This window comes from Pseudomonas sp. QD4, assembly GCF_049199125.1.
In the GTDB taxonomy this organism is placed as follows: domain Bacteria; phylum Pseudomonadota; class Gammaproteobacteria; order Pseudomonadales; family Pseudomonadaceae; genus Aquipseudomonas.
In genome coordinates this window covers 61,472-85,521 of sequence record NZ_JBLZOM010000010.1, presented here as the reverse complement: position 1 = coordinate 85,521, position 24,050 = coordinate 61,472, and the positions used below count along the sequence as shown (strand labels likewise).

Here is a 24,050-nt window from a genome sequence, read left to right as displayed (position 1 = left end):
ACGGGTGACTGCATTACATATAGTCCACCTCCGGCCGGAGATGTTCAGATGCTTAGGGAGCTATCTTACTCAATGGTCCCCGGTCCTGACCTGCCCCTGTGCAAGAAAGCCCTTTACCGCAACGGTAATGATCAGCGCTGCACCTGCCACGGTGCGCCCGGGCAAACCCCGGTGGTCAGGCACCTCCAGCCGCCTTCGGCGTGATTCAGACGCAGGGCCGCGTCCTGCAGAGTGGCCGCTGACAGCCCCTCGATGGCTGGCGGCAATTGCTGCAGATAATCCGACGGATGGCCGGCCTGGGCGCTGTGCCATAGCAGCTCGGCGGCTTGGGCCAGCCCCAGGCTGGCGGAGTCGAATTGCGCCGCCAGACTCTGGCGTTGGGAGGCCAGTTCCACGGGGTCAAGCTGAGCCAGCAGCGTTGGCAGTTGCTGCAGAAACTGCCGAATGTGTTCGAGGATCTCAGGCACTGGAGCCCCGGGCGACTGCACGCCAAACAGCAACCCGGTGTGTCCGTTGATCTGGCGTACACCGCTGAACACCGCATAACCCAGTTGCAGCTCGACCCGCAGGCGCTGATAGAAGGGCGCTTGGGACAGTTGGCCGAGCAGGCGCCAGGCAGCCTCGTCTTCCACGCGGGTCGACGGCGCTGGGCAAAATAGCAGCAGCGCGTGTTCGCTGGAGTCGCAGTCGATGGTTTGCCAGAGGTAGCCGGCCGCGCTGGGGGTGACGTCTGCCAGGGCGCTGTCGGGGCTACCGGGCATCTTGCCCAGGGCTCTTTTCAACGCGTGTTGCGTCGCTTCGGGCAGGCCCAGGCCCAGCCCGTCCCAGCGGGCGCCGGCCCACAGTAACTGCAGGGCCGCGGCATCATTGGTCGCGGCAGATTCCCACTGCGGCTCGGCCAGGGCCTTGAGCAACTGACGGATCGGGATCAGGGGCGCGGCGGCGGGTTCGCTGCTCAGCCACGTGGCGGCAGCGGGCTGGCTCAGCTGTTTGAGCACCTGGGCCAGAATCGCCGGCAGCGGTTGCGGGTGGCCGGTCATTTTCAGCAGCCAGTCCTGGCCATTGGCGTTCAGCGTCACCTCCACCCCGGCCTGGCGCGCATCCACTTGCAGCTCGTGCAGGCTGCGCACCAGCACCGGCAGCAGCCCGGCCGGGGCCGCCTGGTGCAGACGCCACCGCAGGTACAGAGCGGCCTCGCCGGTATCTTCGGCCAGGGCCTGGCTGAAGTTCAGCGCCGGCAGCTCGAGCCGGCCACGACTGCGGTCCTGGGCAAAGGTGCGCAGCCCGCGGTGCTTGCTGGTTTGTCCGCGAATCAGGCCGGCGCGTGGCGGCTCGACTTCGGTAGCCAGAAACGGATTGGCAGGCGGCAGTTGCCAGGCAATCGCCAGGGGCTCGCCCGCCTTGGGTTGCAGTTGCTGGAGCAGTGTTTGGAGAGCCGCCAGCCCTGGGCCGGTCAATGCGCCCTGGCGCTGCTCGCTGTCGAACCGTGCCAGTTCCAGCGCGCCCGCGACCTGTTGCCGGCGTTGTTGCAGGCGCGCGTATTCCGCGCTCAGTGGCGGCCAGTCGGTCTGCGTCGCAAAAAAGCCCAGCCAGTCCTGCACCTGTTGGCGGATCAGCGTCACGTGTTCCAGGCCCTGGGGAGTCAAGCCGATGTCGACATGCACCACGGCCTGCCCGGCAAATTGATACAGCGGCGCGGCTTTGAGGCCATCGATCAGGCCGCGTGTTGTCAACTCGGCGACCAGGCCCCCGGGCTTGCTCGACGCCAGCCAGATACAGAGCACCTCCAGAGCGTCTGCGGCACCCTCGGGCAATTGCTCAGCGCACAGCAGCAGGTCCAGGTGACGGCCGTCTTGCCGGGCATAAAGCCCGGGGCCGTCGGCCTGCAAATCGGGCGGCAGCTCCTGGGGCACGGGCGCGCCCTTGGCGAACTCGACGCCGCAACGTTCGGCCAGGGCCCGCAGCTCTTGCAGCGGTTGCGGGCCGGCCAGGCTCAGGGTCATTTGCCCGGCCTGGTAGAAGGTCTGGTAGAACTCGCCCAGGGCCTGGCGAAAGGCCGGGCGTGGCACCGGCAGGCTGTAGCGATTGCCGGCATGGAAGGCGCGTAAGGGGTGGGTCGGGGACAGGCGGTCGAACAGCGAAAACTGCCGTTGTGCCGTGGCATCCCGGGACCAGGCGATAAATTCCGCGTGCAGCACTTCGCGCTCGCGCCGTTGATCTTCTTCGGCCAGGCGCGGGTGGGCCAGCATGTCGCACAGACGCTCCAGCCCACCGGCAAAGGCGGCGGGTGGCAACTCGAAAAAGTACTCGGTGCTGCGCTCGCGGGTCTGGGCGTTGACCTGCCCGCCATGGCCTTGGACATAGGCCATCAGGCCCTGCTGCGCGGCAAAGCGCTCAGTGCCGAGAAACATCAGGTGTTCCAGAAAGTGCGCCAGGCCAGGCCAGGCCGGAGGCACATCGTGGCTGCCGGCATTGACCCGCACGCTCGCCGCGCAGCGTTTCAAATGGGGGGCATGGCGCACTGAAACTCGCAGGCCGTTGGCCAGGGTTTCAGTGTGGGGTAGGAGGGGGTGGTTCAGCGCGGGCATGAGCACTTCCAGAACAGAGAAGCGCTCATGCTAGCGGATAACCCGGGATCAGCGCTTGTTCAGGTCGTCGTAAAGCTCGGGGCGACGGTCGACGAAATAGCGATTGATCGCCCGGGAGTCGAGCATCAATTGCCGGTCCAGCACGCCGCTGATCAACGCTTCGTCGAGCCCGGCCCTGGCGCAGAGGGTGCCATCGGGAGCGGCGATGCTGCTCAGGCCGCAGTAGTGGATTTCGTCCTCGCTGCCGCAGTAGTTGGCGTAGGCCACGTAGCACTGGTTTTCAAAAGCCCGGGAACGCACGGTCACCTCGGCAACGAACTCGTAGGGACGCATGTTCGCCGTCGGCACCAGGATCAGCTCGGCGCCGGCCAGTGCCAGACGCCGGGCGTTTTCCGGGAACTCGATGTCGTAGCAGATCAGGAACCCGAGTTTCCAGCCGTTCAATTCCACCAGCGGGAACTGGTCGGCCCCGGCGCTGAACATCGAGCGGTCGAGGTCGCCGAACAGGTGGGTCTTGCGGTAGTTGCACAGGCGCTGGCCCTGGGCATCGATCAGTTGGATGGCGTTGTAGATCTGCCCGTCCTCGGCGCGCTCGGCATAGCCATAGACAATCGCGGTGCCCGCAGCCCGGGCGATGACCGCGATATGTTCGGCCGAGGGGCCGTCCTGGGCTTCGGCCAGGGCGCCGACCGCCTCGGGGCCGATGTTGTAGCCGCTGAGGTACATCTCGGGCAGCACCAGCAGGTCGGCGTCGCTGGCTTCCATGGCGATGTTTTGCAGGCGTTGCAGGTTGCCGGCTACATCCAGGGGCAGTGGCGGGCACTGATAAAGCGCTACGCGCATGGGGATTACTCCTGATCAACCGCGGGGCCGGCTTGGCAGCGATGCTGCTGGCAAGCCGGCCCGCGAGGGCGGGTGTCGACTATTCGGCCAGGGCGATGGGGCCGATTTCGTGGAACACATCGCCTGGGCCCGGGTTTTCGGCGTGGGTCTGCCCGCCGAAGTGCTTCATGATGCCCCAAACCGCATTCAAGGAGGTCTGTACCGCGCCTTCGACCCAGGCTGGGGTCCAGGACACATCGTCGCCGGCGATAAAGATTCCGCGTTGTTCGGCGGGCATATCGTCCTGCATGAAGTGCGCGTACATCCGTTGGTTATAGCGGTAGTGGCCCGGCAGCGCGCCTTTGAAGGCACCGAGGAAATGCGGGTCGGCTTCCCAGGACACGGTGATCGGATCGCCGATGATGCGCGCGGCGATGTCGACTTTCGGGTAGATCTTTTTCAAGGCGTCGAGGGCCAGCTTCACGCGCTTTTCCACCGGGTGCGGGAGCATTTTCAGGGCGTCGCTCATCCATGAGTAGGACAGGCAGATCACCCCTGGCTTGTCGTCGCCGTTATCGAACAGATAAGTGCCACGGGTCAGGCGGTCGGTGAGGGTCATGCTCATCAGGTCGCGCCCGGTTTCCGGGTCTTTGTCCTTCCAGAATGGCCGGTCGACCATGACGAAGGTTTTCGACGACTGCATGTAGCGCGTGCGGTCCAGAGCCATCCACATCTTTTGCGAGAACAGGGTTTCGTCGCATTCGATCTGGGTGGTCAGCAGCCAGCTCTGGCAAGTGGTCAGTACCGCTGCGTATTCCCGGGTATCGCCCCAGTTGTCGGTCACCGCAAAGCGCCCGTCGGCGGCGTGGGCGATGCGTTTCACGCCCGTGCGCGGTGCGCCGTTATGCAGCGAGCTGAGGCTGGTGCCTTCGGGCCAGTGCGCGCAACGCTCAGGCACATGGCGCCAGATGCCCAAGGGCACTTGCTCGACGCCGCCGACCACCAGGTGCTGGTGATCGTCGCAGTTGGTCATGACCACGCGGAAGATTTCCAGCATCGAGTTGGGGAAGTCCGAGTCCCAGCCGCCGGTGCCGAAGCCGACCTGGCCGAACACTTCACGGTGGTGGAAGGACAGCTTGGCGAAGGCTTTGGAGGTGGCGACGAAGTCGTAGAAGGTGCGGTCGTCCCACAGCGGTACCAGGGTGTTCCACAGTTGCTTGAGGCGCGGCACATCGCGTTCGCGAATGGCTTGCTGGATCTCGCCGAAGCGCGAACCGTCCTCCAGTGCATCGGCCCAGGCGTCGGCCACTTCCTGGAACAGTGCCGGCAGGTCGGCGAGTTTCTGCGCGTAGTGGGTCTGGCCTTCGAGGTCGATCACGGTGCTGCCCGAGGCCGGGGTCAGCGGGTTGGGGAAGGGCTTGGTTTGCAGGCCGAGCTTGTCGACGTAGTGATAGAAGGCGGTGGATGACACCGGAAACCGCATGCCGCCCAACTCGGCGATGATGCCCTCGGCGCCTTCAAAGGCCTGGGAGCGCAGACGTCCACCCATCTTCGAGGCTTCATACACCACGGGCTTGAGGCCCAGTTTCATCAGTTCGTACGCAGCCACCAGGCCGGCGATACCGGCGCCGACAATGGCCACCTCGGCGCCATGGTTGGCCTGGGGAATGCTGCCCAGGCCGGCGGGGTGCTCGATCCAGTCGTCAAAGGCAAAAGGGAAGTCCGGGCCGAAAATGGTGATCGGTTTTTTACCGTCTGCAGGATGGCGATTGTTCTTGTTCATGGCGGGACCTTGCTGGCGGCTCACGCAGAGCGTTGAGTATAGAAAAAGCTGGCAGCCATTCTAGGGAGCGTAACGCCCGTAAATAAGACGCAAAGTGTCGTCGTTTTGGATTCATATCAGGCGATATGACGAAATAATGTGAATTAACGACGAAGTGTGGCTGGTGGTGAAGTATCGGGCGCTGTCAGGCGATGGGTTTACACCTGACACTTTTCGGGCGCGATTTGGGCCAGCGCCGCCTCGCGCTGCTCGGCAGCGGCTACAGGGTCAGAGGGGGTGGCCGCGGTCGATTTTGCTGCTGAGGATGATGGAGGTGGTGGTTTTTTCGACGCCGTCGACGCTGCCGATCTGGTCGAGCAATTGGTCGAGCTGTTCCGGCGAGTCGGTGCGCAGCCAGGCCACGTAATCGAATTCGCCGCTGACCGCACACAGTTGCTGGACCTGGGCCATGGCGCTGAGGCGGCGCAGCACTTCCTTGCCCGAGCGCGGCTGGACCTTGATGCCCACATACGCTTGCAGGCCGCCATCGATCACCCGTTGCCCCAGGCGCACGCCATAGCCGGTGATGACCCGGGCTTTTTCCAGGCGGGCCAGGCGCGAGGTCACGGTGGTCCGCGCGATGCCCAGTTGCCGGGCCAGCATGGCCACGCTTTCGCGGGCGTTGATCTGCAAGGCGGCAATCAGTTGACGATCGATTTCGTCGAGGACGGGAGGGCGGCTTTCAGACACGGTGGGCTCCGGCGCGGGAATCGGTGGGCGAGCATGTTACAGCCTCGCCCGCACCGACGCTCGCCGCGCTACTGACGCTGGAACTGCGCGTAGTTCTGCGGGGTGACCAACTGCGTGGGAATCCAGATATCGCCTTGCAAGGCTTCGTGGTTGACCAGTTGCACGGCGGCATCCAGGGAGCCGGCACCGATGGCCACCGGATCGCGGAAAACACTGACCGCCAACTGGCCTTTTTTCAGTGCCAGCAAGCCGTCCGGGGTGCCGTCGATGCCGCCCACCAAGATGTCGTCGCGCCCGGCCTGGCGCAGGGCCATGGCGGCGCCGATGCCCATTTCGTCATTGTTGGCGGCGACCGCATCAATGGCCTGGCCCTTGGTCAGCCATTCGTTCATCAGGTCCATGCCTTTTTCCCGCTGCCAGTCGCCGGACTGCTCTTCGACGAGCTTGATGCCCGGGTAGTTGGCCAGTACGTCCTTGACCCCGTGGGTGCGCTTGCCGGTGTCGCTGTGGGCCAGGCGCCCGAGAATCACTGCGAGGTTGCCTTTGCCGCCCATCTTCTCGGCCAGGTACTGCATCTGCAGGCGGCCGATGGCGCGCTCGTCGGTGCCGACAAACACCACGCCGGCCGGCAGGGTTTCGACTTCGGGACGGCTATTCATGTAGACCAGGGGGATGCCGGCCGCCAGGACCTTTTCGCTGATCTTGCGGGTGGCGGCGGTGTCGGCCGGGTTGACGATGATGGCGTCGACCTTCTGGCTGATAAAACTCTCGACCTGGCTCAACTGGCGCACCACGTCGCTGGCGGAGTCCTCGACCTGCAGGGTGACACCGCCCGGCACCTGCCTGGCGCGGTCTTGCATGGCTTTCACCAGGTAGGAAATGTAGTTGTCGTACTGCCCCACCGTAACGCCGATGCGCAGTTCGGCGTGGGCGGAAACAGAGAGCAGCAACGCGCACAGGCAGCCCAGGAAACGTCTCATGGCATCTGATCCTTTTTTATTGTGGGAGACGAGGAACGGCAGATTCTGTAAATACATTATTGGAATAAATATTCCATAACAATACTGTTTGGAATTTATTATTTTCTTCGCGGTACGGCTTTATGGCTAATCTGAAACCGCTCATGACATTTTTTGCCACAAATTGGCTGCGACAAGTTGTCATAAGTAACTAGGTAGTACATTCTCTCGCCCACGTTAAAGATGGGAGAAATTTCCGACATGAACAACTCTGGAGCTGCCGCCGGCAGCAAATGGCTGCTGGTGGGCCTGGGTGTCCTGATCGCACTGATCGGGCTTGGCCTGGCAGGTGGCGGTGGCTACCTGGTGAGTTTGGGTGGCAGTGGGTACTTCCTGCTGATGGGCCTGGCGATGCTGGTTTCCGGCCTGTTGATCGCCCGCCGCAACCCTCGCGGTGCCTGGCTCTATGGTGTGGCCCTGGTGCTGACCGCGATCTGGGCGGTGTGGGACACCGGCCTGGAATACTGGCCGCTGGTGTCGCGGGTCCTGACCTTCGCCGTGATCGGCCTGGTGGTGGCTCTGGTCTATCCGACCCTGGTGCGGGCTTCCGGCGCGACCGCCGGCCGTGGCGCCTATGGCCTGGCCGGTGGGCTCGGCCTTGGCGTGGTGGCGACCCTGGCCTACATGTTTGTGCCGACCCATGTGGTCAAGGCCAGCGTTGAGCCGGCGGTGACCCCGGTGGTTCCGGGCACCGAGCAGAAAGACTGGGCGCACTGGGGCAACACCACGGCGGGCAACCGCTTTGCCGCGCTGGACCAGATCAACAAAGGCAATATCGACAAGCTGCAAGTGGCCTGGACCTTCCGCACCGGCGACATTCCCGAGAGCAATGGCTCTGGCGCCGAAGACCAGAACACCCCATTGCAGGTCGGCGACAATATTTACGTCTGCACCGCCTACGGCAAAGTCTTCTCCCTGGACGCCGACACCGGTGCCGAGCGCTGGAAGTTCGACCCCAAGGGCAGCGCACCGAACTGGCAGCGTTGCCGTGGCCTGGGTTACTTCGATAGCAGCAGCGCAGCGACCGGGACCGCGCAGCCCGTGGCGGCGAGCGCCTGTGTCAAACGGCTGTTCCTGCCGACCATCGATGCCCGCCTGATCGCCATCGACGCCGAAACCGGCAAGCCCTGCGCCGACTTTGGCGACCAGGGTACGGTCGATCTGAAAACCGACATGGGCGAGGTCAAACCCGGTTATTACCAGCAGACCTCGACCCCCCTGGTGGCGGGCAATGTGGTGATTGTCGGCGGCCGCGTCGCCGATAACTTCTCCACCGGCGAACCACCGGGCGTGGTGCGTGCGTTCGACGTGCGCAGCGGCGAGCTGGTCTGGGCCTGGGATCCGGGCAACCCGAACACCACCAAGCGGCCACCGGCGGGCGAGACTTACACCCGCGGTACGCCTAACGTGTGGTCGGCGATGTCTTATGACCCCAAGCTGGGCCTGGTCTACCTGCCTACCGGCAACGCGACCCCGGACTTTTTTGCGGGTGAACGGACCGAGTTCGATGACAAGTGGAGCTCCTCCATCGTCGCCCTCGACGTTGCAACCGGCCAGGTGCGCTGGCACTTCCAGACCACCCACCACGACCTCTGGGATTTCGACCTGCCGGCGCAGCCGCTGCTGTACGACGTGCCGGACGACAAGGGTGGCGTGCAACCGGCGCTGGCCCAGGTCACCAAGCAGGGCGAGATCTTCCTGCTCAACCGTGAGACCGGCAAGCCGATTGCCCGGGTCGAAGAGCGGCCGGTGCCCCAGGGCAATGTGCCGGGCGAGCGTTATTCGCCGACCCAGCCGTTCTCCGTGGAAATGCCGTCGATCGGTAACCAGACCCTCACCGAAGCCGATATGTGGGGTGCCACGCCATTCGATCAGTTGATGTGCCGGATCCAGTTCAAGGGCATGCGCCATCAGGGCGTCTATACCCCGCCGGGCCTGGACCGTGCCCTGCAATTCCCGGGTTCCCTGGGGGGCATGAACTGGGGCAGCGTGTCGGTGGACCCGAACACGAACTACATGTTCGTCAACGACATGCGCCTGGGCCTGGCCAACTACATGATCCCGCGGGACAAGATCGCCGCCGGTGCCAGCGGCATCGAAATGGGCGTGGTGCCCCAGGCCGGTACGCCGTTTGGCGCCATGCGTGAACGCTTCCTGTCGGCGGCTGGCATTCCGTGCCAGAAACCCCCGTTCGGCACCATGTCGGCCATCGACCTGAAGACCCGCAAGCTGATGTGGCAGGTGCCGGTGGGCACCGTGCAGGACACCGGCCCGATGGGCATCCGCATGCACATGCAGATCCCGATCGGCATGCCGACCCTGGGCGCCTCCCTGGCCACCCAATCCGGCCTGCTGTTCTTCGCCGGCACCCAGGACTTCTACCTGCGCGCCTTCGACACCGGCAATGGCAATGAAATCTGGAAATCCCGCCTGCCGGTGGGCAGCCAATCGGGGCCGATGACCTACGTGTCACCGAAAACCGGCCAGCAGTACATCCTGCTCACCGCCGGTGGCGCCCGTCAGTCGACGGACCGGGGCGATTACGTGATCGCCTATGCGCTGCCCAAGTAAGGGCTGACACCGCACAGTGAAAAGCCGCGCATTGCGCGGCTTTTTCATGGGGCGGGGTTTTGCGTCGGCTTGGGGCTGCGCCGTCCCTGCAGAGTGACGTCTGGTTCACTGAGGGGCCCATCGTCAGGCCGATACCTGCACCCCTTCCGGCAGGGGGGCGGCACCGGCGATCTTGCACAGTTCCACGCCCGGGGCGGCGAAGCGGATGGCAGAGCGCATGTACATCACACCGCAGGTTGAGCTGCGCACCATCTGGGTCACGCCGGACAGTGGGTCGATCAGTTCCACCACCGGGTCCTCGTGGTTGATCCAGGCCCCGGGTTTATGCAGAAACACCACCAGCCCGGCGCAGGGCGCACGCAAGGTCAGCGAGCCGGCAAAAGGCGTCGCCGGGTGGTGCAGCGCCGGCATTGCCGGAGCCTCGCCGCCCACGACTCCCAGGTGCTGCAGGTAGGCGAAGAGCTGCCCGGCATCGCTTTGTGCCAGGCCGTGTTCGACATCGGCTTCGCCCCGCAGCTCCAGGGTCACGCTGGCGCAGCCCAGGGGGATCGGGAAGTGTTCGCCGAACCGCTCGGCCAGGCGCCACCAGGGTTGGCCGCAAGCCTCGTCGAACGAGCCGGCGCCGGTGCCGCTGGCCAGCAGGCTGGCGTGCACGCCCAGGTAGCGCGCCAGGGGTTCGATCTGCGGCCAGTAAGGGGTTTCGGCGTACAGGTGAAGGATGGCCTGGGCGTCGCAGTGCAGGTCCAGCACCACATCGGCGTCATGGGCCAGCAGCAGTTGGGCCCGTCGCAATGAGTCGAGCTCGCTGGTGACTGGCCATTGTTGCAAGGCCTGGCCCATGGCCTGACGGATCAGGCGCCGATTGTCCGAGGCGTCCTGGCCCAGGCGTGCCTCGAGGCCGTCGCTGATCAACGCCGCCAGGTCGGGGTAGCGGCGGTTGAAGTTTTCCCCGCTGTTGAAGTCGAAGCGGCCCATGGCATCGTGCATCAGGGTCTGTTCCAGGCCCACCGGGTTGGCGATCGGCACCAGGACGATTTCCCCGAGGATCGCACCCTCTGCCTGGGCCTGGTCCAGGCGCTGGCGCAGGTGATGCAGCACCAGCATGCCGGGCAGTTCGTCGGCATGCAGGCTGGCCTGCAGGTAGACCTTTTTGCCCCGCCCGGGTTCGCCGTAATGCAAACTCGTCAGGTCCCGTCGGGTGCAGGGGCTGCGGGCCAGCAAGGGCTGGTGTTGGACACGCATGGGGGGCTTCCTCGGCAGTGATGGCGGGCCATTCTCGGTAAAGCAAAACAGCCCATCAATCGAAGAATTTGCGCCTCACTGGTGAGCGCAATTGCCCATTGCCGCGCCTCAACTGCTGATCGGCGGCTTGTCGCTGATGCCCTGGGTGGTGGCCAGCAACTGGTTTTTCAGCCAGGTACTGAAGGCCTGCACCACCGAGCGTTCGGCCTTGGTCGGGTCGACCACCAGGAAGTAGCCGCGCAGCGGGTTGATGGCAATCTCGAACGGCCTGACCAGCAGGCCTCGCGCCAGGGCATCGCCGCTGAGCAGGTTGTCGCCGATGGCCACGCCCTGGGCTGCGATGCAGGCCGATTGGGCGCAATGGGCGTCGGAAAAAATGATCCCGCTGCTGGCGTCGATGCTGGAGGCCCCGGCCGCCGCCAGCCAGACCCGCCAGTCGGTCTGGTCGCTCATGTGGATCAGCGGAAAGCCGGCCAGCTCCTGAGGTGTTTTCAGGCCGCCCAGGGCGTTGATCAGGCGTGGGCTGCACACCGGGAAAAAGTGCAGGGCGACGATCTGCTCCACCAGCAGGTCCGGCCAGTCGCCAATGCCATAGGCGATGAACAGGTCGGCATTCGGGTCGCTGGTGTCGTCCGGTGCGCGAGGGGTGACCACCTGCAATTGCACCTGCGGGTACTGCCGCAGGAAATCGTTGATGTGGTAGCACAGCCAGAAGCTGGCGAACCCCGGGTTGCAGCTGATACGCAATTTGCCCGAGATCTGCTGGTCCTCGAAGCGGCGGCCGGCTTCCTGGATGTCGGCGAGGATCTGGTGCACTTCGCGGGCATAACATTCACCGCGATAGGTCAGACCAATGCCACGACCGATGCGTTCGGTGAGGGCAAAGCCCAGGCTCTGTTCGAGGCTGTTGATCTGATGGCTGATGGCGCTGCGGGTCAGGTTCAACTGGCGCGCGGCGTCGGTCACGCTGCCCAGGCGGGCGACCGCATCCAGGGCGCGCAGGGCGGTCATCGAGGGGTAACGCATGCAACCTCCTGGCAGCGATGGGGTGCCTTCTAGCCCGGGCAGACAGGCAACAAGGCGGCTGATGTTTGGGTAATTTAATTTGACATTAACGCAAAATAAATTCGATTGATGTAATTATTCATTCACCAATACTAGGGACCTGCGCCAGCTCCGGGTGAGCCTGGCCACTAATAAAAATAATGTGAGGAGCTCCCATGGTCAGTTGTGCCCAGGCGTTGGTCCGGTTGCTTGAAGGCTATGGCGTGGAGTCGGTATTCGGCATTCCAGGCGTGCATACGGTCGAGCTTTATCGTGGGTTGCACGGCAGTTCCCTGCGTCATGTCAGCCCGCGCCATGAACAGGGTGCCGGCTTCATGGCCGACGGTTATGCCCGTGCCAGCGGCAGGCCGGGGGTGTGTTTCATCATTACCGGCCCCGGCATGACCAACATCCTCACGGCCATGGGCCAGGCCTACGCCGACTCGGTGCCGATGCTGGTGATTTCCACCACCAGCCGCCGCGAGCATCTGCGCCTGGGCCACGGTTACCTGCATGAGATGCCTGACCAGCGTGCCATGGTCGCCGGGGTCTGCGCCTTCAGCCACACCCTGCAACGCCCGCAGGAGCTGCCGGAACTGCTCGGCCGGGCCTTTGCCCTGTTCGGCTGCTCGCGTCCGCGCCCGGTGCATATCGAGATCCCGCTGGATGTACTGGAAATGCCGGCCGACGACCTCGACCTGCGCCCCCGCGCCTTGCCCCAGGCGCCCGCACCGGCGGCCGAAGCCATTGCCAGCGCGGTGCAGCTGCTGAGTCAGGCGCGCAAGCCGTTGATCCTTGCCGGAGGCGGCGCACGTCGCGCCGCGGGTGCATTGCGCGCCCTGGCCGAACGCTTGCAGGCACCGGTGGCGCTGACCACCAACGCCCGAGGCCTGCTGCCCCCGGAACACCCATTGCTGCTCGATGGCGTGCAGTCGTCGAGCCATGGTCGCGAGCTGATCGCCGAGGCTGACGTGGTGCTGGCGGTGGGCACTGAACTTGGGGAAACCGACTACGACTTCTTCGGCCTCGGGCCCTTGCGCCTGAACGCACCCTTGATTCGCCTGGACATCGATCCGCTGCAGATTCTCGGCGCCCTGCGGGCCGACATCGGCCTGCTGGGGGATGCCGGGCAGGGCTTGCAGGCGCTGCACGACGCTCTGCCGGAGCGGCCTGCGGGTACCTGGGCCGAGGCGCGGGTGGCCGCCGTGAATGCGGCTGAGCGCGCGGGCTGGAACCACAAGCAAGGGCGGATGCAGGCGCTGCTCGATACCCTGCGCGACAGCCTGCCGGCACCGATAGTGGTCGGTGATTCGACCCAGCCGGTGTACCAGGGCGCCCTGGGATACCGGGCTCCGCAGGCCAATAGCTGGTTCAACGCCGGCACCGGGTTCGGCACCCTGGGCTACGCCTTGCCGGCCGCCATTGGCGCCAAGCTGGCGATGCCGGGCCGTCCGGTGCTGGCGCTGGTGGGGGATGGCGGGGCGCAGTTCTCCAGCGCGGAACTGATCGCGGCCCAGGAGGCCGGGTTGGGAGTGATTCTGGTGCTGTGGAACAACCACTGCTACGGCGAGATTCGCGACTACATGACCGCACGGGATATCGCGCCGCTGGGGGTGGACATCCTGACCCCGGACTTCGCCGCCCTGGCCCAGGCCAGCCACGTGCAGTACCACCGCGTGAGCGCACGCGCAGCGCTGGGCGAATTGCTGGCCAGCCTGGCCGATACACGGCAGCCGGTGCTGATCGAAGTGGACGCCCAAGCCTTTCTCTCGGCCTGACCCAACAGCCGCGAAACCACCTGGAGTTGTGTGCATGTCTCCCTACAAGCAATTTGCCCTCGATTGGGTCGAACGCCATCGCCAGCAGCTGTCGGACTGGCATCAGATCATCTGGCATTACGCCGAGCCGGCGTTTCGCGAATACAAGTCCTGCGCCTGGTACGTGCAGTTGCTGGAAGCCGAAGGCTTCACCGTGGAGCAGAACAGCGGCGGCATGCCCACCGCCTTCTGCGCCACCTTCACCCAGGGCACGGGCCCGGTGCTGGCGACCTACGCCGAGTACGACGCAGTGCCCGGCAACTGCCAGGCGGCGACCACCCGCAAAATGCCCCGTGATGGCCTGTCGCGCTTTGCCCCGGGGCATACCGACCCGCATTCGGCCCTGGGCATCAGCGCCCTGGGCGGGGCCTTGGCGGCAAAAGCGGCGATGCTCGAATTCGGCCTGCAGGGCACCATCAAGTTCTTCGGCGAGCCGGCGGAAAAACTCCGTGCCTCCAAGCCGGTGCACGCGGCCAAGGGTTACTACGATGACCTGGACGCGGCCATCAGCTTTCACCCGACCTACATGCTGCCGCTGAACAACACCACCACCTGGAATACCCATTGCGGTATTGCCTACGCCTATATCTACAGCTTCACCTGCGACGACCCGCAAAACTGGATCGCCGCCGATCGCTACAGCCCGATCCCGCAAAACCACCTGGCTGCCCGGGCTCCAGGGGCCAACGATGCCCTGGTGCACTTCTACACCCTGAACGAAAGCCTGCGTCGCTCGACCCTGCCGTTCACCGGCCTGTGGAGCTACAACGAGGCGATTCTCACCGCCGGCCAGGCCACCGCCGACAACTTGCCGCCACACCTGTCGCAAATCCAGTACCTGCTGCGCTGCGACTCCATCGAGCAGGCCGAAACCATCTCCCAGGTGATGGACAACAACGCCGCTGCGGCCGCCATGGCCACCGGTTGCCAATGGAAAAAAACCTGGGTCTGCAAGTCCCGCGGCGGCCTGCCCAACCATGTGCTGGCCCAGTCCACCTACGACAACCTGGCCGCCATCGGCGCACCGCGTTGGAATGAAGAGGCCTGTGCCATTGCCCGCGAGATCCAGGTCAACCTGGGCCTTGCGCCGATGGACAAGCCCTTCCTGCCGGCCATCGAGGAGTTGATCGACCCCCAGGAATGCGAACGCCAGCTGCGCCTGCAAATGCCGGCCTGGCAGAACTACCTGACCTCCGACGACTACCCGGAATACACCTGGCACTGCCCCACCGTGCGCCTGCTGGTGGCCCGGCCGATGCTTGCCGCGCCGCCGGGCACGGTCTACCCGGACTGGGTTTCCAACGCCCTGGGCGGGATTGCCCAGACCATCGACCCAATGATCAATGTTGCGGCCAAGACCATTGCCTGCACCTTGCTCGACCTGTTCGGCGATGCCGACCTGCTGGGCGCGGCCAAGGCCGAGTTCGAGCAGCGCACCGGCGGCGGGATTGGCGGCAGTCGCTGGCAGGCGCCGCTGCTGCCGGCGGACTTCAAGGCCCCGCACCGCTTCCGCTGGCCGGAGTACATCCGCACCGCGCGGGGCGAAGAGTGGTGGATTCCCGCCCGCGATGACGAATGACGGCTGGCTTACGCCGCGCAACCAGAGCAACCAGGGGAGACACAGACGTGCCTGCAGCAGTGAATAAAAACAGTCCGGACACCCCGGTAGTCGCGATTGACGACTTGCACAAGAGTTATGCCGATCACCATGTCCTGAAGGGGATTTCGCTGCGCGCCAACGAGGGCGAAGTGGTCTCGCTGATCGGCTCCAGCGGCTCGGGAAAAAGCACCTTGCTGCGCTGCATCAACCTGCTGGAAGTGCCGTGCAGCGGCAGCTTGCGCATCAATGGCGAACAGGTGAAGTTGAAGACCAACGCCCGGGGCGTGGCGCAGATTGCCGACGCGCGCCAGGTGGAGCGCTTGCGTACCCGGCTGAGCATGGTGTTTCAGAGCTTCAACCTGTGGCCGCACCGCACGGTGCTGGAAAACGTCATCGAAGCCCCGGTATTTGTCTTGGGCGAAGACCGCAAGGAGGCCATCGCCCACGGCGAGCACCTGCTGGAGAAGGTCGGCCTGATCGACAAGCGTGACGTGTTCCCGGCCTTTCTTTCCGGCGGCCAGCAGCAACGGGTGGCCATTGCCCGGGCCCTGGCCATGCGGCCCCAGGTGATGCTCTTCGACGAGCCGACCTCGGCCCTCGATCCGGAGCTGGTGGGCGAGGTGCTGCGGGTGATCCAGGGCATTGCCGAAGAGGGGCGGACCATGATCCTGGTCACTCACGAAATGGCGTTTGCCCGGGATGTTTCGAGCAAGGTGGTGTATTTGCATCAGGGCCAGGTGGAAGAGGAAGGGCCACCGGCCCAGGTATTACTGGACCCGCGCAGCGAACGCTGCCGACAATTTGTGATGGCGCAGGACAACCGCTGACCTGGCTCAAACGGCCTGACCCAACAATAACAATCGATAAAACGAGGGTTTCATCATGAAAAAGACACTGTTGCTCCTGCTCCATGCGTGCGTCCTGACGTGTGCCGGCGCACCGGCTTTCGCCGCAGACAAGGTGGTGTTCGGCATCGCCCTGGAACCCTATCCGCCGTTCTCCTACAAAAATGGCAGTGGCGCCTGGAGCGGTTTCGAGCCGGACATGATCAGCGCGGTGTGCGCGCAGATGCAGGCCGACTGCAAGCTCAATGAAATGGCCTGGGACGGGCTGATTCCGGCGCTCAAGTCGCAGCAGGTGGATGTGGTGCTCAACTCGCTGTCGATCACCCCGGAGCGCAAGGAGGTGATTGATTTCACCCAGCCTTACTTCTTAACCCGTGCGCTGTGGGTGGCCGACGCCAGCCTCAAGGTCGATCCCACGCCCGAGGGCCTGAAAGGCAAGATCATCGGCGTGCAGGGTTCCACCACTCACTCGGCGTACATCAAGAAGTACTTCGGCGCCAACTCCACCGTGCGCTACTACAACGACCAGGACGACATCCTCGCCGACCTGCGCAGTGGCCGCATCGACATCTTCCTGGCCGATCAATTGGCGGTGGAGCCGCTGCTGGACAGCCCGGACAACGCGATGCTCGCCAGCAAAGGCGTGGCGCCCCTGGACCCACTGTTCGGCGAAGGCGTCGGCGCCGGCGTGCGCAAAGGCAACGATGCCCTGCGCGAGCGCCTGAACGTGGCCTTGCAGGCCCTGCGGGACAATGGCACCTACGAGAAGATTCGCGCCAAGTACTTCAAGACCGATATCTCGTCCCTTGAATAATCACGCTCTACAGGTCCATCCCCGGCAGGTGCGCTTATGACTGTATCGGAAATCTACCGGCTGTTTTTTGCCGAGGGCTGGCTCCAGGCCCTGGCCCAGGGGATGGTGAAAACCCTGGGTATCTCCCTGGGCGCCTTTATCCTCGGGCTGGCCATCGGCTTGCTGGTGGCCATGGTCAAGCTGCGTGGCCCACGCTGGCTGGTGCTGTGCGCCAACTGCTACACCACCCTGTACCGCGCGGTGCCGGAACTGCTGCTGATCCTGCTGCTGTATTACGCCGGCACCGACCTGATCAACCTGCTGATGGCCCAGCTGGGGCGGCCGGGGGTGGAGGTCAACGGTTTCATGGCGGCCATCGTGGTGCTGGGGATCGTCCAGGGCGCCTACTCCGGAGAGATCATCCGCGGCGCGATCCAGGCCATTCCCCATGGCCAGATCGAGGCGGCGCGGGCCTATGGCATCAATCGCCTGTTGCTGCTGCGGCGCATCGTGCTGCCGAGCATGATGCCGTTCGCCATCGCCGGGCTGTCGAACCTGTGGCTGGTGCTGGTCAAGGAAAGCGCGCTGATCAGCGTCGTCGGCTACACCGAGCTGTTGTCGGCGGGGCGCCAGGCGGCGGCATCGACCAAACACTACCTGCTGTTCTACCTCGCGGTGGCGGCGTTCTATTACCTGATCACGCTGGTCTCCAGCTCGGTGTTCCGGCAACTCGAAGTGCGCTTCGAACGCTGGATGCCACGACACGTCTAGGAGGCGGGCATGGACTTCAACTGGCTGAACAACTTTTCCAGCGAACTGATCCGTGGCGCCTGGATCACCTTCCAGTTGCTGCTGATTTCCGGCGCCCTGGGGTTTCTGATGGCGGTCGGCGTGGCGTTGGGTCGCTTGTCGCGCAACCCGCTGCTGGCCAACGGGCTGCGTTTCTACACCAGCGTGCTGCGCGGCACGCCGCTGCTGGTGCAGATCTACATCCTCTACTACGGTGTCGGCAGCGTGTTTGCCAGCTTCCCGCTGATTCGCGGCAGCCTGCTCTGGCCGTACCTGCGTGAAGGCTTCTGGTACGTGGCCCTGGCCCTGACCTTGAGCGTGTCGGCCTATGTCGGCGAAGTACTGCGCGGCGGCCTGCGCGCGGTGCCGCGGGGTGAGTTGGAAGCGGCTCGGGCCTATGGCATGCGGCCCTGGCTGGTGCTGCGCCGGGTGTGGATGCCCCGAGCCTTGCAGATGCTGCGCCCGACCCTGGCCGGGGAAAGCGTGATGCTGCTCAAGGCCACGGCCCTGGCGTCCACTGTGGCGGTCACCGACCTGCTGGGTGCGGCCAACCTGGTGCGTGCCCAGACCCTGCGGGTCTACGAGCCGCTGCTGGTGGTAGCGGTGATCTACATCATTCTGGCGATCGTGATCGAGCAGGCCTTCAACCGCATTGGCAAGACGCCACAGCGCCAGGCCTGAGATCTGAATTCATTTAAGCGTTGGCCGAGGGCCGGCGAGGAGTGGCTAATGCAGTATTCATCCGTGGTCAAACGCATCAGCGGCGAGACCGTCAGTGCCTGGGACATCCACTACGCCGCCTGCGACGCCCAGGAGCGCGGCGAGGATGCGATTGTGCTGAGCATCGGCGATCCGGACTTCGCCACCGACGAGGCCATCTGCGCCGCAGCCGTCCAGGCTTTGAAGGAAGGCGACACCCATTACACCCACGTGGTCGGGCGCCCGGCCCTGCGCGCGGCGATTGCCGCCAAGCAGGCGGCCTTGCTCGACTTGCCGGTAACTGCGGAAAACATCGCAGTGGTCGCCGGTGCGCAGAATGGCTTGTATGCCACTGCCATGTGCCTGTTCGAGCAGGGCGACGAGGTCCTGGTGCCGGAGCCGATGTACCTGACCTACGCCGCCAGCATCCAGGCCAGCGGCGCGCGGCTGGTGTCGATCGCGCAGCCGGCGGCGGAGGATTTCCGGCTCAGCGTGGCGGCCCTTGAGGCGCAGATCACCGAGCGCACCCGGGGCATCGCCCTGGCCACGCCGAACAATCCCACCGGCAACGTCTACACCCTCGAAGAACTGGAAGCGGTGGCCTTGGTCGCCCGGCGCCATGACTTGTGGGTGATCAGCGACGAAGTCTATGGCCAGCTCACCTACGACCGGCCCCACCAGAGCGTGGCCACCTTGCCCGGCATGCTGGAACGCACCGTGGTGCTCAACAGCCTGTCCAAGTCCCATGCCATGACCGGCTGGCGCGTTGGTTGGGTGGTGGCGCCCACCGAGCTGGTCGGGCATCTGGATAACCTGCTGCTGTGCATGCTGTACGGCTTGCCGGGGTTTATCCAGGCGGCGGCGCTGAAGGCGCTGGAACTGGACGAGCAGATCGTCGGCCAGGCCCGTGAGCTGTATCGCCGGCGCCGCGACCTGGTGGTGGCCGGCCTGGGCCAGTTGCCGCTGCTCAAGTGCAAGGTCCCGGAGGCGGGCATGTTCATGTTGGTGGACGTGCGCGGCACGGGGCTGTCGAGCACCGAATTCGCCTGGCAGCTGTTCCGTGCCACCGGTGTCTCGGTGCTTGATGCCAGTGCGTTCGGCGCCAGCACCGCAGGCTTTGTCCGGGTCTCCTTCACGGTTTCCGACACGGCCCTCAGCGAAGCCTGCCGGCGCATTGCCCGCTTCGTCGAAAGCCTGGAGGCCGGCCGCTAGAGCCTGCCCCAACCCCGCTGACTGACTTCGTCCAACGGCGCGAAAACGCGCCGCAGGGCCTCCCTTTGCCTAGAAAAAAGCAGGTGCCGCACATGACAGCCATCGACAACTTCACATCGACCCACTCCAGCAGTGGGCTGTTTGCCGATCTGATCCTCGATAACGGAAGGATCCGTACCATGAACCCGGCCCAGCCCTGGGCTGAAAGCGTGGCGATTCGTGGCGGCCGCCTGATTGCGGTGGGCCTGTGCGGCGACGTGCTGCCGTTCAAGGGCCCGCTGACCCGGGTGCATGATCTGCAAGGGGCGTTCTGCATGCCTGGCCTGCACGATATGCACACCCACCCGGACCTGGCGCTGGCGCCACGCTACAGCGACGACCTGGACGTGGGCATCGAAGACCCGACCCCGGAGCAGCTCAAGCAGGCGATCCTGGCCTACGCCGAGAGTCACCCGGGCGATGGCTGGATTCATGGTCAGTACTGGGTGCGCTACACCTTTCGCGAGGCGGGACTGACCCCGGGGCGGGCCTGGCTCGACAGCATCCTGCCGGATCGCCCGATCGCGCTGCTCGATCGCATGTGGGGCACCATGATGGTCAACTCCCGGGCCCTGGAGCTGGCAGGCATCGACCGCCATACCAGCGACCCGCGCAACGGCTACCTGGAACGCGACGAACTGACGGGCGAACCCACCGGGCTGATGATCGACGGCGCCTACGCCATGATCCACGCCGCCATGCCGCCGACCCCGGTGGAGGTGCTGCGCCAGGCCTACCGCGATGGCGTGCACTTCCAGAGCGCCCGGGGCGTGACGGCCAGCAAGTACGTGCATGTCTGTGAGCAGCGCCTGCAAGCCCTCAAGGAACTCGACGACCAGGGCCAACTGACGGTTCGAATCGAAGCGGCCATCAGCTGGCAGGACGATATCTTCCCGGTGCGCCGGCGCTGGGAGCTGCTCAGTGGCGAGCGGCACTATTACCGCAGCGCGCGGCTCAGTGCCAACGCGGTCAAGTTCCACTTTGATGGCACCGTGGAGCCGCGCTCGTCCTACCTGCTGACCCCCTGGCCGCAGGAAGCGAGCTGGCGCGGCAAGCTCAACCTGACGCCTGAGCACATCACCGACATGGTGGTCGACATGGACCGCCGTGGCCTGCGGGTGATCGCCCACTGCACCGGCGATGGCGCCTCAGACGTGTTCCTCGATGCGGTGGCCGAGGCGCGCCGGCGCAATGGCTTCAGCGGCATTCGCCATCAGTGCGCCCACAGCACCTTGCTGCACCCGGGCAACCTCAAGCGCTTTCGCGAGCTGGAAGTGATTGCCGAATTTTCCCCGGCGGCCTGGTACCCGACACCGTTCGCCACCGGCGCCCGCTCCGGCTACGGCCAGGAGCGCCTCAAGCGTATCTATGACTTCAAGGGCGTGTTGGCGGCGGGCGGTATCGCGGTCATGGGCACCGACTGGCCGGTGGCCTCGATCGACCCCTGGCTGGCACTGGAGACCATGGTCACCCGGCAGAACCCGTGGAACCAGGAGCCTGACTGCTTCGGTGAACCGATCTCCCTGGAGCAGGCACTGCAAGTGGTGACCAGCAATGGCTCCTACGCCATGGGCCTGGAGCACCTCACCGGCAGCCTGGAGGTGGGCAAGTCGGCGGACCTGATCGTGCTCGACCGCGACCTGTTCGCCCAGCCGGCGCGCAACTATATCCACCGCACCCAGGTGCAACTGACCCTGGTTGAAGGCCAGCCGGTGTACGACTTGCAGGGGCTGTTCGATGACACCCCGCTGCAGGCCACCTGGCGTGGGAAACCGCCGGTGCTGGAAGGAGAGGGGTCATGAACCGTATTGCCGTGACGGTGATCTGCGGCTTTCTCGGCGCCGGCAAGACCACCTTGCTCAACCGCATGGTCCAGCGCGACGACGCTGGGCGCCTGGCGGTGATCGTGAATGATTTTGGCGAGCTCAACATCGACGCGGCGATCATCGCCGAGGTGACCGATGCCGTGTACAGCCTGCAAAACGGCTGTATCTGCTGCACCGTCCAGGAAGACCTGCTGGCCCAGTTGGTCAGCCTCAGCCAACTGAGCCCGCGCCTGGAGCGCATCGTCATCGAATGCAGCGGGGTTTCCGATCCGCAGCGCATCCTGCAAACCCTGGCCTACCCGCAACTGCGCGCCCAATTGCAGCTCGATGCGGTGATCACCGTGGTCGACGGGGTCGGCTACAGCAGCCTGGAAGGGGAGTTTGCCCGCCTGTCCCGGGCCCAGGTCGCCTGTGCCGACCTGGTGCTGCTGAACAAGACCGATCTGCTCGCCCCGCAGGAACTGGCCGTGATACGCAGCAAGTTGGGGGCGAGGGTGCCGGTGATCGAGACGGTGTACGCCGAACTGCCCGACAGCCTGCTGCTCAGCGACCGGGGCGAGGCTGGCTCGCTGAAAATGCTCCCGGCCGCCACCCGCCATGACCAACTGTTCGAATCCTGGCTCTGGCAGAGCCCGCAAGCCCTGGACCCGGAGCGCTTTCGCCAGTGGCTGGCGCAGATCCCGCCCCAGGTCTTCCGGGTCAAGGGCCTGGTGCACCTGCAAGGCATCCAGGCTCCCCAGTGGTTGCAACATGTCGGCCAGCGCAGCCAGTTCAGCGCCGCGCAAAACAGCGATGCACAGCAGGCGGTGCAACTGGTGTTCATCGCCCGTCGCGGCAGTGAACTGCGCGAAAGCCTGGGCCGCAGCCTGGAGGCGTGTTTGATTGCGGCTTGAGTGACAACGGCAGCGGCTGCAAGGGTGTTCGCGCGCCCGTTGTGGCCTTGCCCTGAGCCCCCGGTTTTGATCGATTCAGGCGCCAATCGGACGGCGCCGAAATCCAGGCGCCGCGCGTCCATTTTGTTTCCTGAACAAAGCGCCAAGTGCCAACAAAAACTCCTCTTGCTGATGTAATGTGCTGCACCGTGAGCGTTGCTCAGGTGGGTGCAGGGCAGGCATATTTCGATGGTCGGAGGTTGTGTTGGGCATAAGGGATTGGTACTGGAATCGCCAGGTCCGGCGGCATGGTTTCAAGTTTGGCACCGCTATTTCGACCATCGGCAAGCGAGCCACGCTCAAGCTGGAGGAAGGTGTACGCATGGGCCAGGTGGACATCGACGTTCGAGGCGAGCTGTCGATCGGTGCCCATACCTACATCAGGAGTGACAGTTGCCTGCAAATGGTGACCTCGATCGGGCGTTTCTGCTCGATCGGTGCCGGTGTGATCCTTGGCCAGGAGAAAAACAACCACCCTGCGGATTGGCTGAGCACCCACCCCTTCCAGTACACCGATACCGCCTGGCAATACGACGCGCACATCGACTTCGGCACCGTCGGCAATGACGTCTGGATCGGGCGCGACGCCATGGTCTTGGAGGGCGTCAACGTCGGCACCGGGGCGATCATCGCCACTCGCGCCCTGGTCACTCAGGATGTGCCCCCTTACGCCGTGGTGGCCGGGGTGCCGGCCAAGCTGATCCGCTACCGCTATTCAGCGGAAATGATTGAGCGCCTGCTGGCTTCAAAGTGGTGGGAGCGGGACATGTCGCAACTCAAGGACCTGCCCCTCAACGACCCGGCTTCCTGCCTCGAGCAACTGCCACAGCTGGCGCCAGCCAACTACCGACAGATCCAGCTGACCTGCAAAGGGTGCAAAGTGCTGCGCTGATGGTGTTCAAATGATCAATCCCGGAAACACATAGGACCGAACGCGTGACTCTTGACCAGTTGTTTGAGTATTGGCGGGTTGAAGTATCCAACAAGAAGAAAGTGGGCAGCCGGACCGGCCTGATCTCCAACATTCTCCGGCGGGCCAGGAGAGACAATAAACTGCGCTTCCTGTTCTCTTTCCGGCTTGCCCAGTACCTGCATCGACGGGGCGGATTCTGGGCCGCGCGTGCACGTCGGATGCAACAAAAGCTCAACCTCAAATACGGGGTCGATATTGATCTGGGCGCAGACATCGGCCCGGGGCTGCGCATTGCGCATCTGCCCGGAGTGGTGATTTCCGGCCATGCAAAAATCGGTCGGAATTTCTTTATCCGGCAAAATACGACGGTCGGGATCAAGACCCTCGGCCTCGATCACTACAACCTGAGGATCGGTGACAACGTCAGCGTCGGGGCTAACAGCTGCATCATCGGTGACGAACTGGTGGTGGGGGATAACGCCACGATCGGCGCGATGTCCCTGGTAAACAAAGACGTCCCCGCCAATTGCACCTTTTACAACGAGCGCAAGAGCCAGGTCCGGCCTTCGCGGTAAATGCGTTGGCATCCTTTGAGGTGGGCAGGGGAGCGGGGTGCCGAGTGTTCCGCGAACTTCACTGGAAGCACGTTTGAACGCTGAAACGTAACGTCCAGATACACGAAAGCCGCGCAATGCGCGGCTTTTTATTTGGTGGGCCCACACGGACTTGAACCGTGGACCAAAGGATTATGAGTCCTCTGCTCTAACCAACTGAGCTATAGGCCCTC

Annotated in this window: 19 protein-coding genes and 1 tRNA gene; 12 read left to right on the top strand and 8 right to left on the bottom strand. The window is 64.5% G+C overall.

Features of this window, described 5'->3' with window-relative positions:
* Positions 1-131 precede the first annotated feature (131 nt).
* The 5 genes from pqqF to ACOZJV_RS32710 all read right to left on the bottom strand — a co-directional run bounded on the left by pqqF (position 132) and on the right by ACOZJV_RS32710 (position 6,902).
* Positions 132-2,588, bottom strand: coding sequence for a pyrroloquinoline quinone biosynthesis protein PqqF (gene pqqF, locus ACOZJV_RS32730; protein WP_421549411.1), 2,457 nt, complete (start codon positions 2,586-2,588; stop codon positions 132-134).
* 48 nt (positions 2,589-2,636) lie between these two features.
* Complete coding sequence (locus ACOZJV_RS32725) at positions 2,637-3,431, bottom strand: carbon-nitrogen hydrolase family protein (protein ID WP_421549410.1); 795 nt, start codon at positions 3,429-3,431, stop codon at positions 2,637-2,639.
* A 79-nt stretch (positions 3,432-3,510) separates the two neighbouring features.
* On the bottom strand, positions 3,511-5,193 hold the full coding sequence (locus ACOZJV_RS32720) for a flavin monoamine oxidase family protein (RefSeq protein ID WP_201128296.1): 1,683 nt from the start codon (positions 5,191-5,193) through the stop codon (positions 3,511-3,513).
* 267 nt (positions 5,194-5,460) lie between these two features.
* Positions 5,461-5,922, bottom strand: coding sequence for an Lrp/AsnC family transcriptional regulator (locus ACOZJV_RS32715; RefSeq protein WP_078472848.1), 462 nt, complete (start codon positions 5,920-5,922; stop codon positions 5,461-5,463).
* A 68-nt stretch (positions 5,923-5,990) separates the two neighbouring features.
* Positions 5,991-6,902 carry a sugar ABC transporter substrate-binding protein gene (locus tag ACOZJV_RS32710; protein ID WP_421549409.1) on the bottom strand — a complete coding sequence of 304 codons (912 nt, stop codon included), beginning with the start codon at positions 6,900-6,902 and terminating at the stop codon, positions 5,991-5,993.
* Positions 6,903-7,142: 240 nt separating this feature from the next.
* Here ACOZJV_RS32710 and ACOZJV_RS32705 point away from each other — a divergent pair, with 240 nt between their 5' ends.
* Positions 7,143-9,512, top strand: coding sequence for a glucose/quinate/shikimate family membrane-bound PQQ-dependent dehydrogenase (locus ACOZJV_RS32705; protein WP_421549408.1), 2,370 nt, complete (start codon positions 7,143-7,145; stop codon positions 9,510-9,512).
* 123 nt (positions 9,513-9,635) lie between these two features.
* Here the strand turns inward: ACOZJV_RS32705 and ACOZJV_RS32700 are convergent, their stop codons facing one another.
* Both ACOZJV_RS32700 and ACOZJV_RS32695 read right to left on the bottom strand, forming a co-directional pair.
* Positions 9,636-10,754 (bottom strand): succinylglutamate desuccinylase/aspartoacylase family protein, encoded by a 1,119-nt coding sequence (locus ACOZJV_RS32700; RefSeq protein ID WP_421549407.1) that lies wholly within the window; start codon positions 10,752-10,754, stop codon positions 9,636-9,638.
* A gap of 108 nt (positions 10,755-10,862) precedes the next feature.
* Positions 10,863-11,780 (bottom strand): LysR substrate-binding domain-containing protein, encoded by a 918-nt coding sequence (locus ACOZJV_RS32695; RefSeq protein WP_078472852.1) that lies wholly within the window; start codon positions 11,778-11,780, stop codon positions 10,863-10,865.
* Positions 11,781-11,974: 194 nt separating this feature from the next.
* Here ACOZJV_RS32695 and ACOZJV_RS32690 point away from each other — a divergent pair, with 194 nt between their 5' ends.
* The 11 genes from ACOZJV_RS32690 to ACOZJV_RS32640 all read left to right on the top strand — a co-directional run bounded on the left by ACOZJV_RS32690 (position 11,975) and on the right by ACOZJV_RS32640 (position 23,838).
* The gene (locus ACOZJV_RS32690) at positions 11,975-13,576 is read left to right on the top strand and encodes a 5-guanidino-2-oxopentanoate decarboxylase (protein WP_421549406.1); all 1,602 of its coding nucleotides are present in this window, start codon (positions 11,975-11,977) and stop codon (positions 13,574-13,576) included.
* A 34-nt stretch (positions 13,577-13,610) separates the two neighbouring features.
* A complete protein-coding gene (locus ACOZJV_RS32685; protein ID WP_421549405.1) occupies positions 13,611-15,194 on the top strand; it encodes an amidohydrolase in 1,584 nt (527 codons plus the stop codon).
* Positions 15,195-15,253: 59 nt separating this feature from the next.
* On the top strand, positions 15,254-16,042 hold the full coding sequence (locus tag ACOZJV_RS32680; protein ID WP_020295443.1) for an ABC transporter ATP-binding protein: 789 nt from the start codon (positions 15,254-15,256) through the stop codon (positions 16,040-16,042).
* Positions 16,043-16,097: 55 nt separating this feature from the next.
* Positions 16,098-16,874, top strand: a complete 777-nt coding sequence (locus tag ACOZJV_RS32675) for a transporter substrate-binding domain-containing protein (protein WP_421549404.1) — start codon at positions 16,098-16,100, stop codon at positions 16,872-16,874.
* A gap of 36 nt (positions 16,875-16,910) precedes the next feature.
* Positions 16,911-17,624, top strand: a complete 714-nt coding sequence (locus ACOZJV_RS32670; protein WP_078472857.1) for an ABC transporter permease — start codon at positions 16,911-16,913, stop codon at positions 17,622-17,624.
* 9 nt (positions 17,625-17,633) lie between these two features.
* Positions 17,634-18,323, top strand: a complete 690-nt coding sequence (locus tag ACOZJV_RS32665; protein WP_078472858.1) for an ABC transporter permease — start codon at positions 17,634-17,636, stop codon at positions 18,321-18,323.
* 48 nt (positions 18,324-18,371) lie between these two features.
* The gene (locus ACOZJV_RS32660) at positions 18,372-19,553 is read left to right on the top strand and encodes a pyridoxal phosphate-dependent aminotransferase (protein ID WP_078472859.1); all 1,182 of its coding nucleotides are present in this window, start codon (positions 18,372-18,374) and stop codon (positions 19,551-19,553) included.
* A 92-nt stretch (positions 19,554-19,645) separates the two neighbouring features.
* Entirely contained in the window at positions 19,646-21,394 is a 1,749-nt protein-coding gene (locus ACOZJV_RS32655; protein WP_421549403.1) for an amidohydrolase, read from the top strand.
* Positions 21,391-22,311, top strand: a complete 921-nt coding sequence (locus ACOZJV_RS32650; protein ID WP_421549402.1) for a CobW family GTP-binding protein — start codon at positions 21,391-21,393, stop codon at positions 22,309-22,311. The genes ACOZJV_RS32655 and ACOZJV_RS32650 overlap by 4 nt, the downstream gene beginning before the upstream one ends.
* Before the next feature lie 244 nt (positions 22,312-22,555).
* Entirely contained in the window at positions 22,556-23,242 is a 687-nt protein-coding gene (locus ACOZJV_RS32645; RefSeq protein WP_153050272.1) for a CatB-related O-acetyltransferase, read from the top strand.
* A gap of 44 nt (positions 23,243-23,286) precedes the next feature.
* Entirely contained in the window at positions 23,287-23,838 is a 552-nt protein-coding gene (locus ACOZJV_RS32640; protein WP_421549401.1) for a serine acetyltransferase, read from the top strand.
* Positions 23,839-23,971: 133 nt separating this feature from the next.
* Here the strand turns inward: ACOZJV_RS32640 and ACOZJV_RS32635 are convergent.
* A tRNA-Ile gene (locus ACOZJV_RS32635) sits at positions 23,972-24,048 on the bottom strand.
* Positions 24,049-24,050 lie beyond the last annotated feature (2 nt).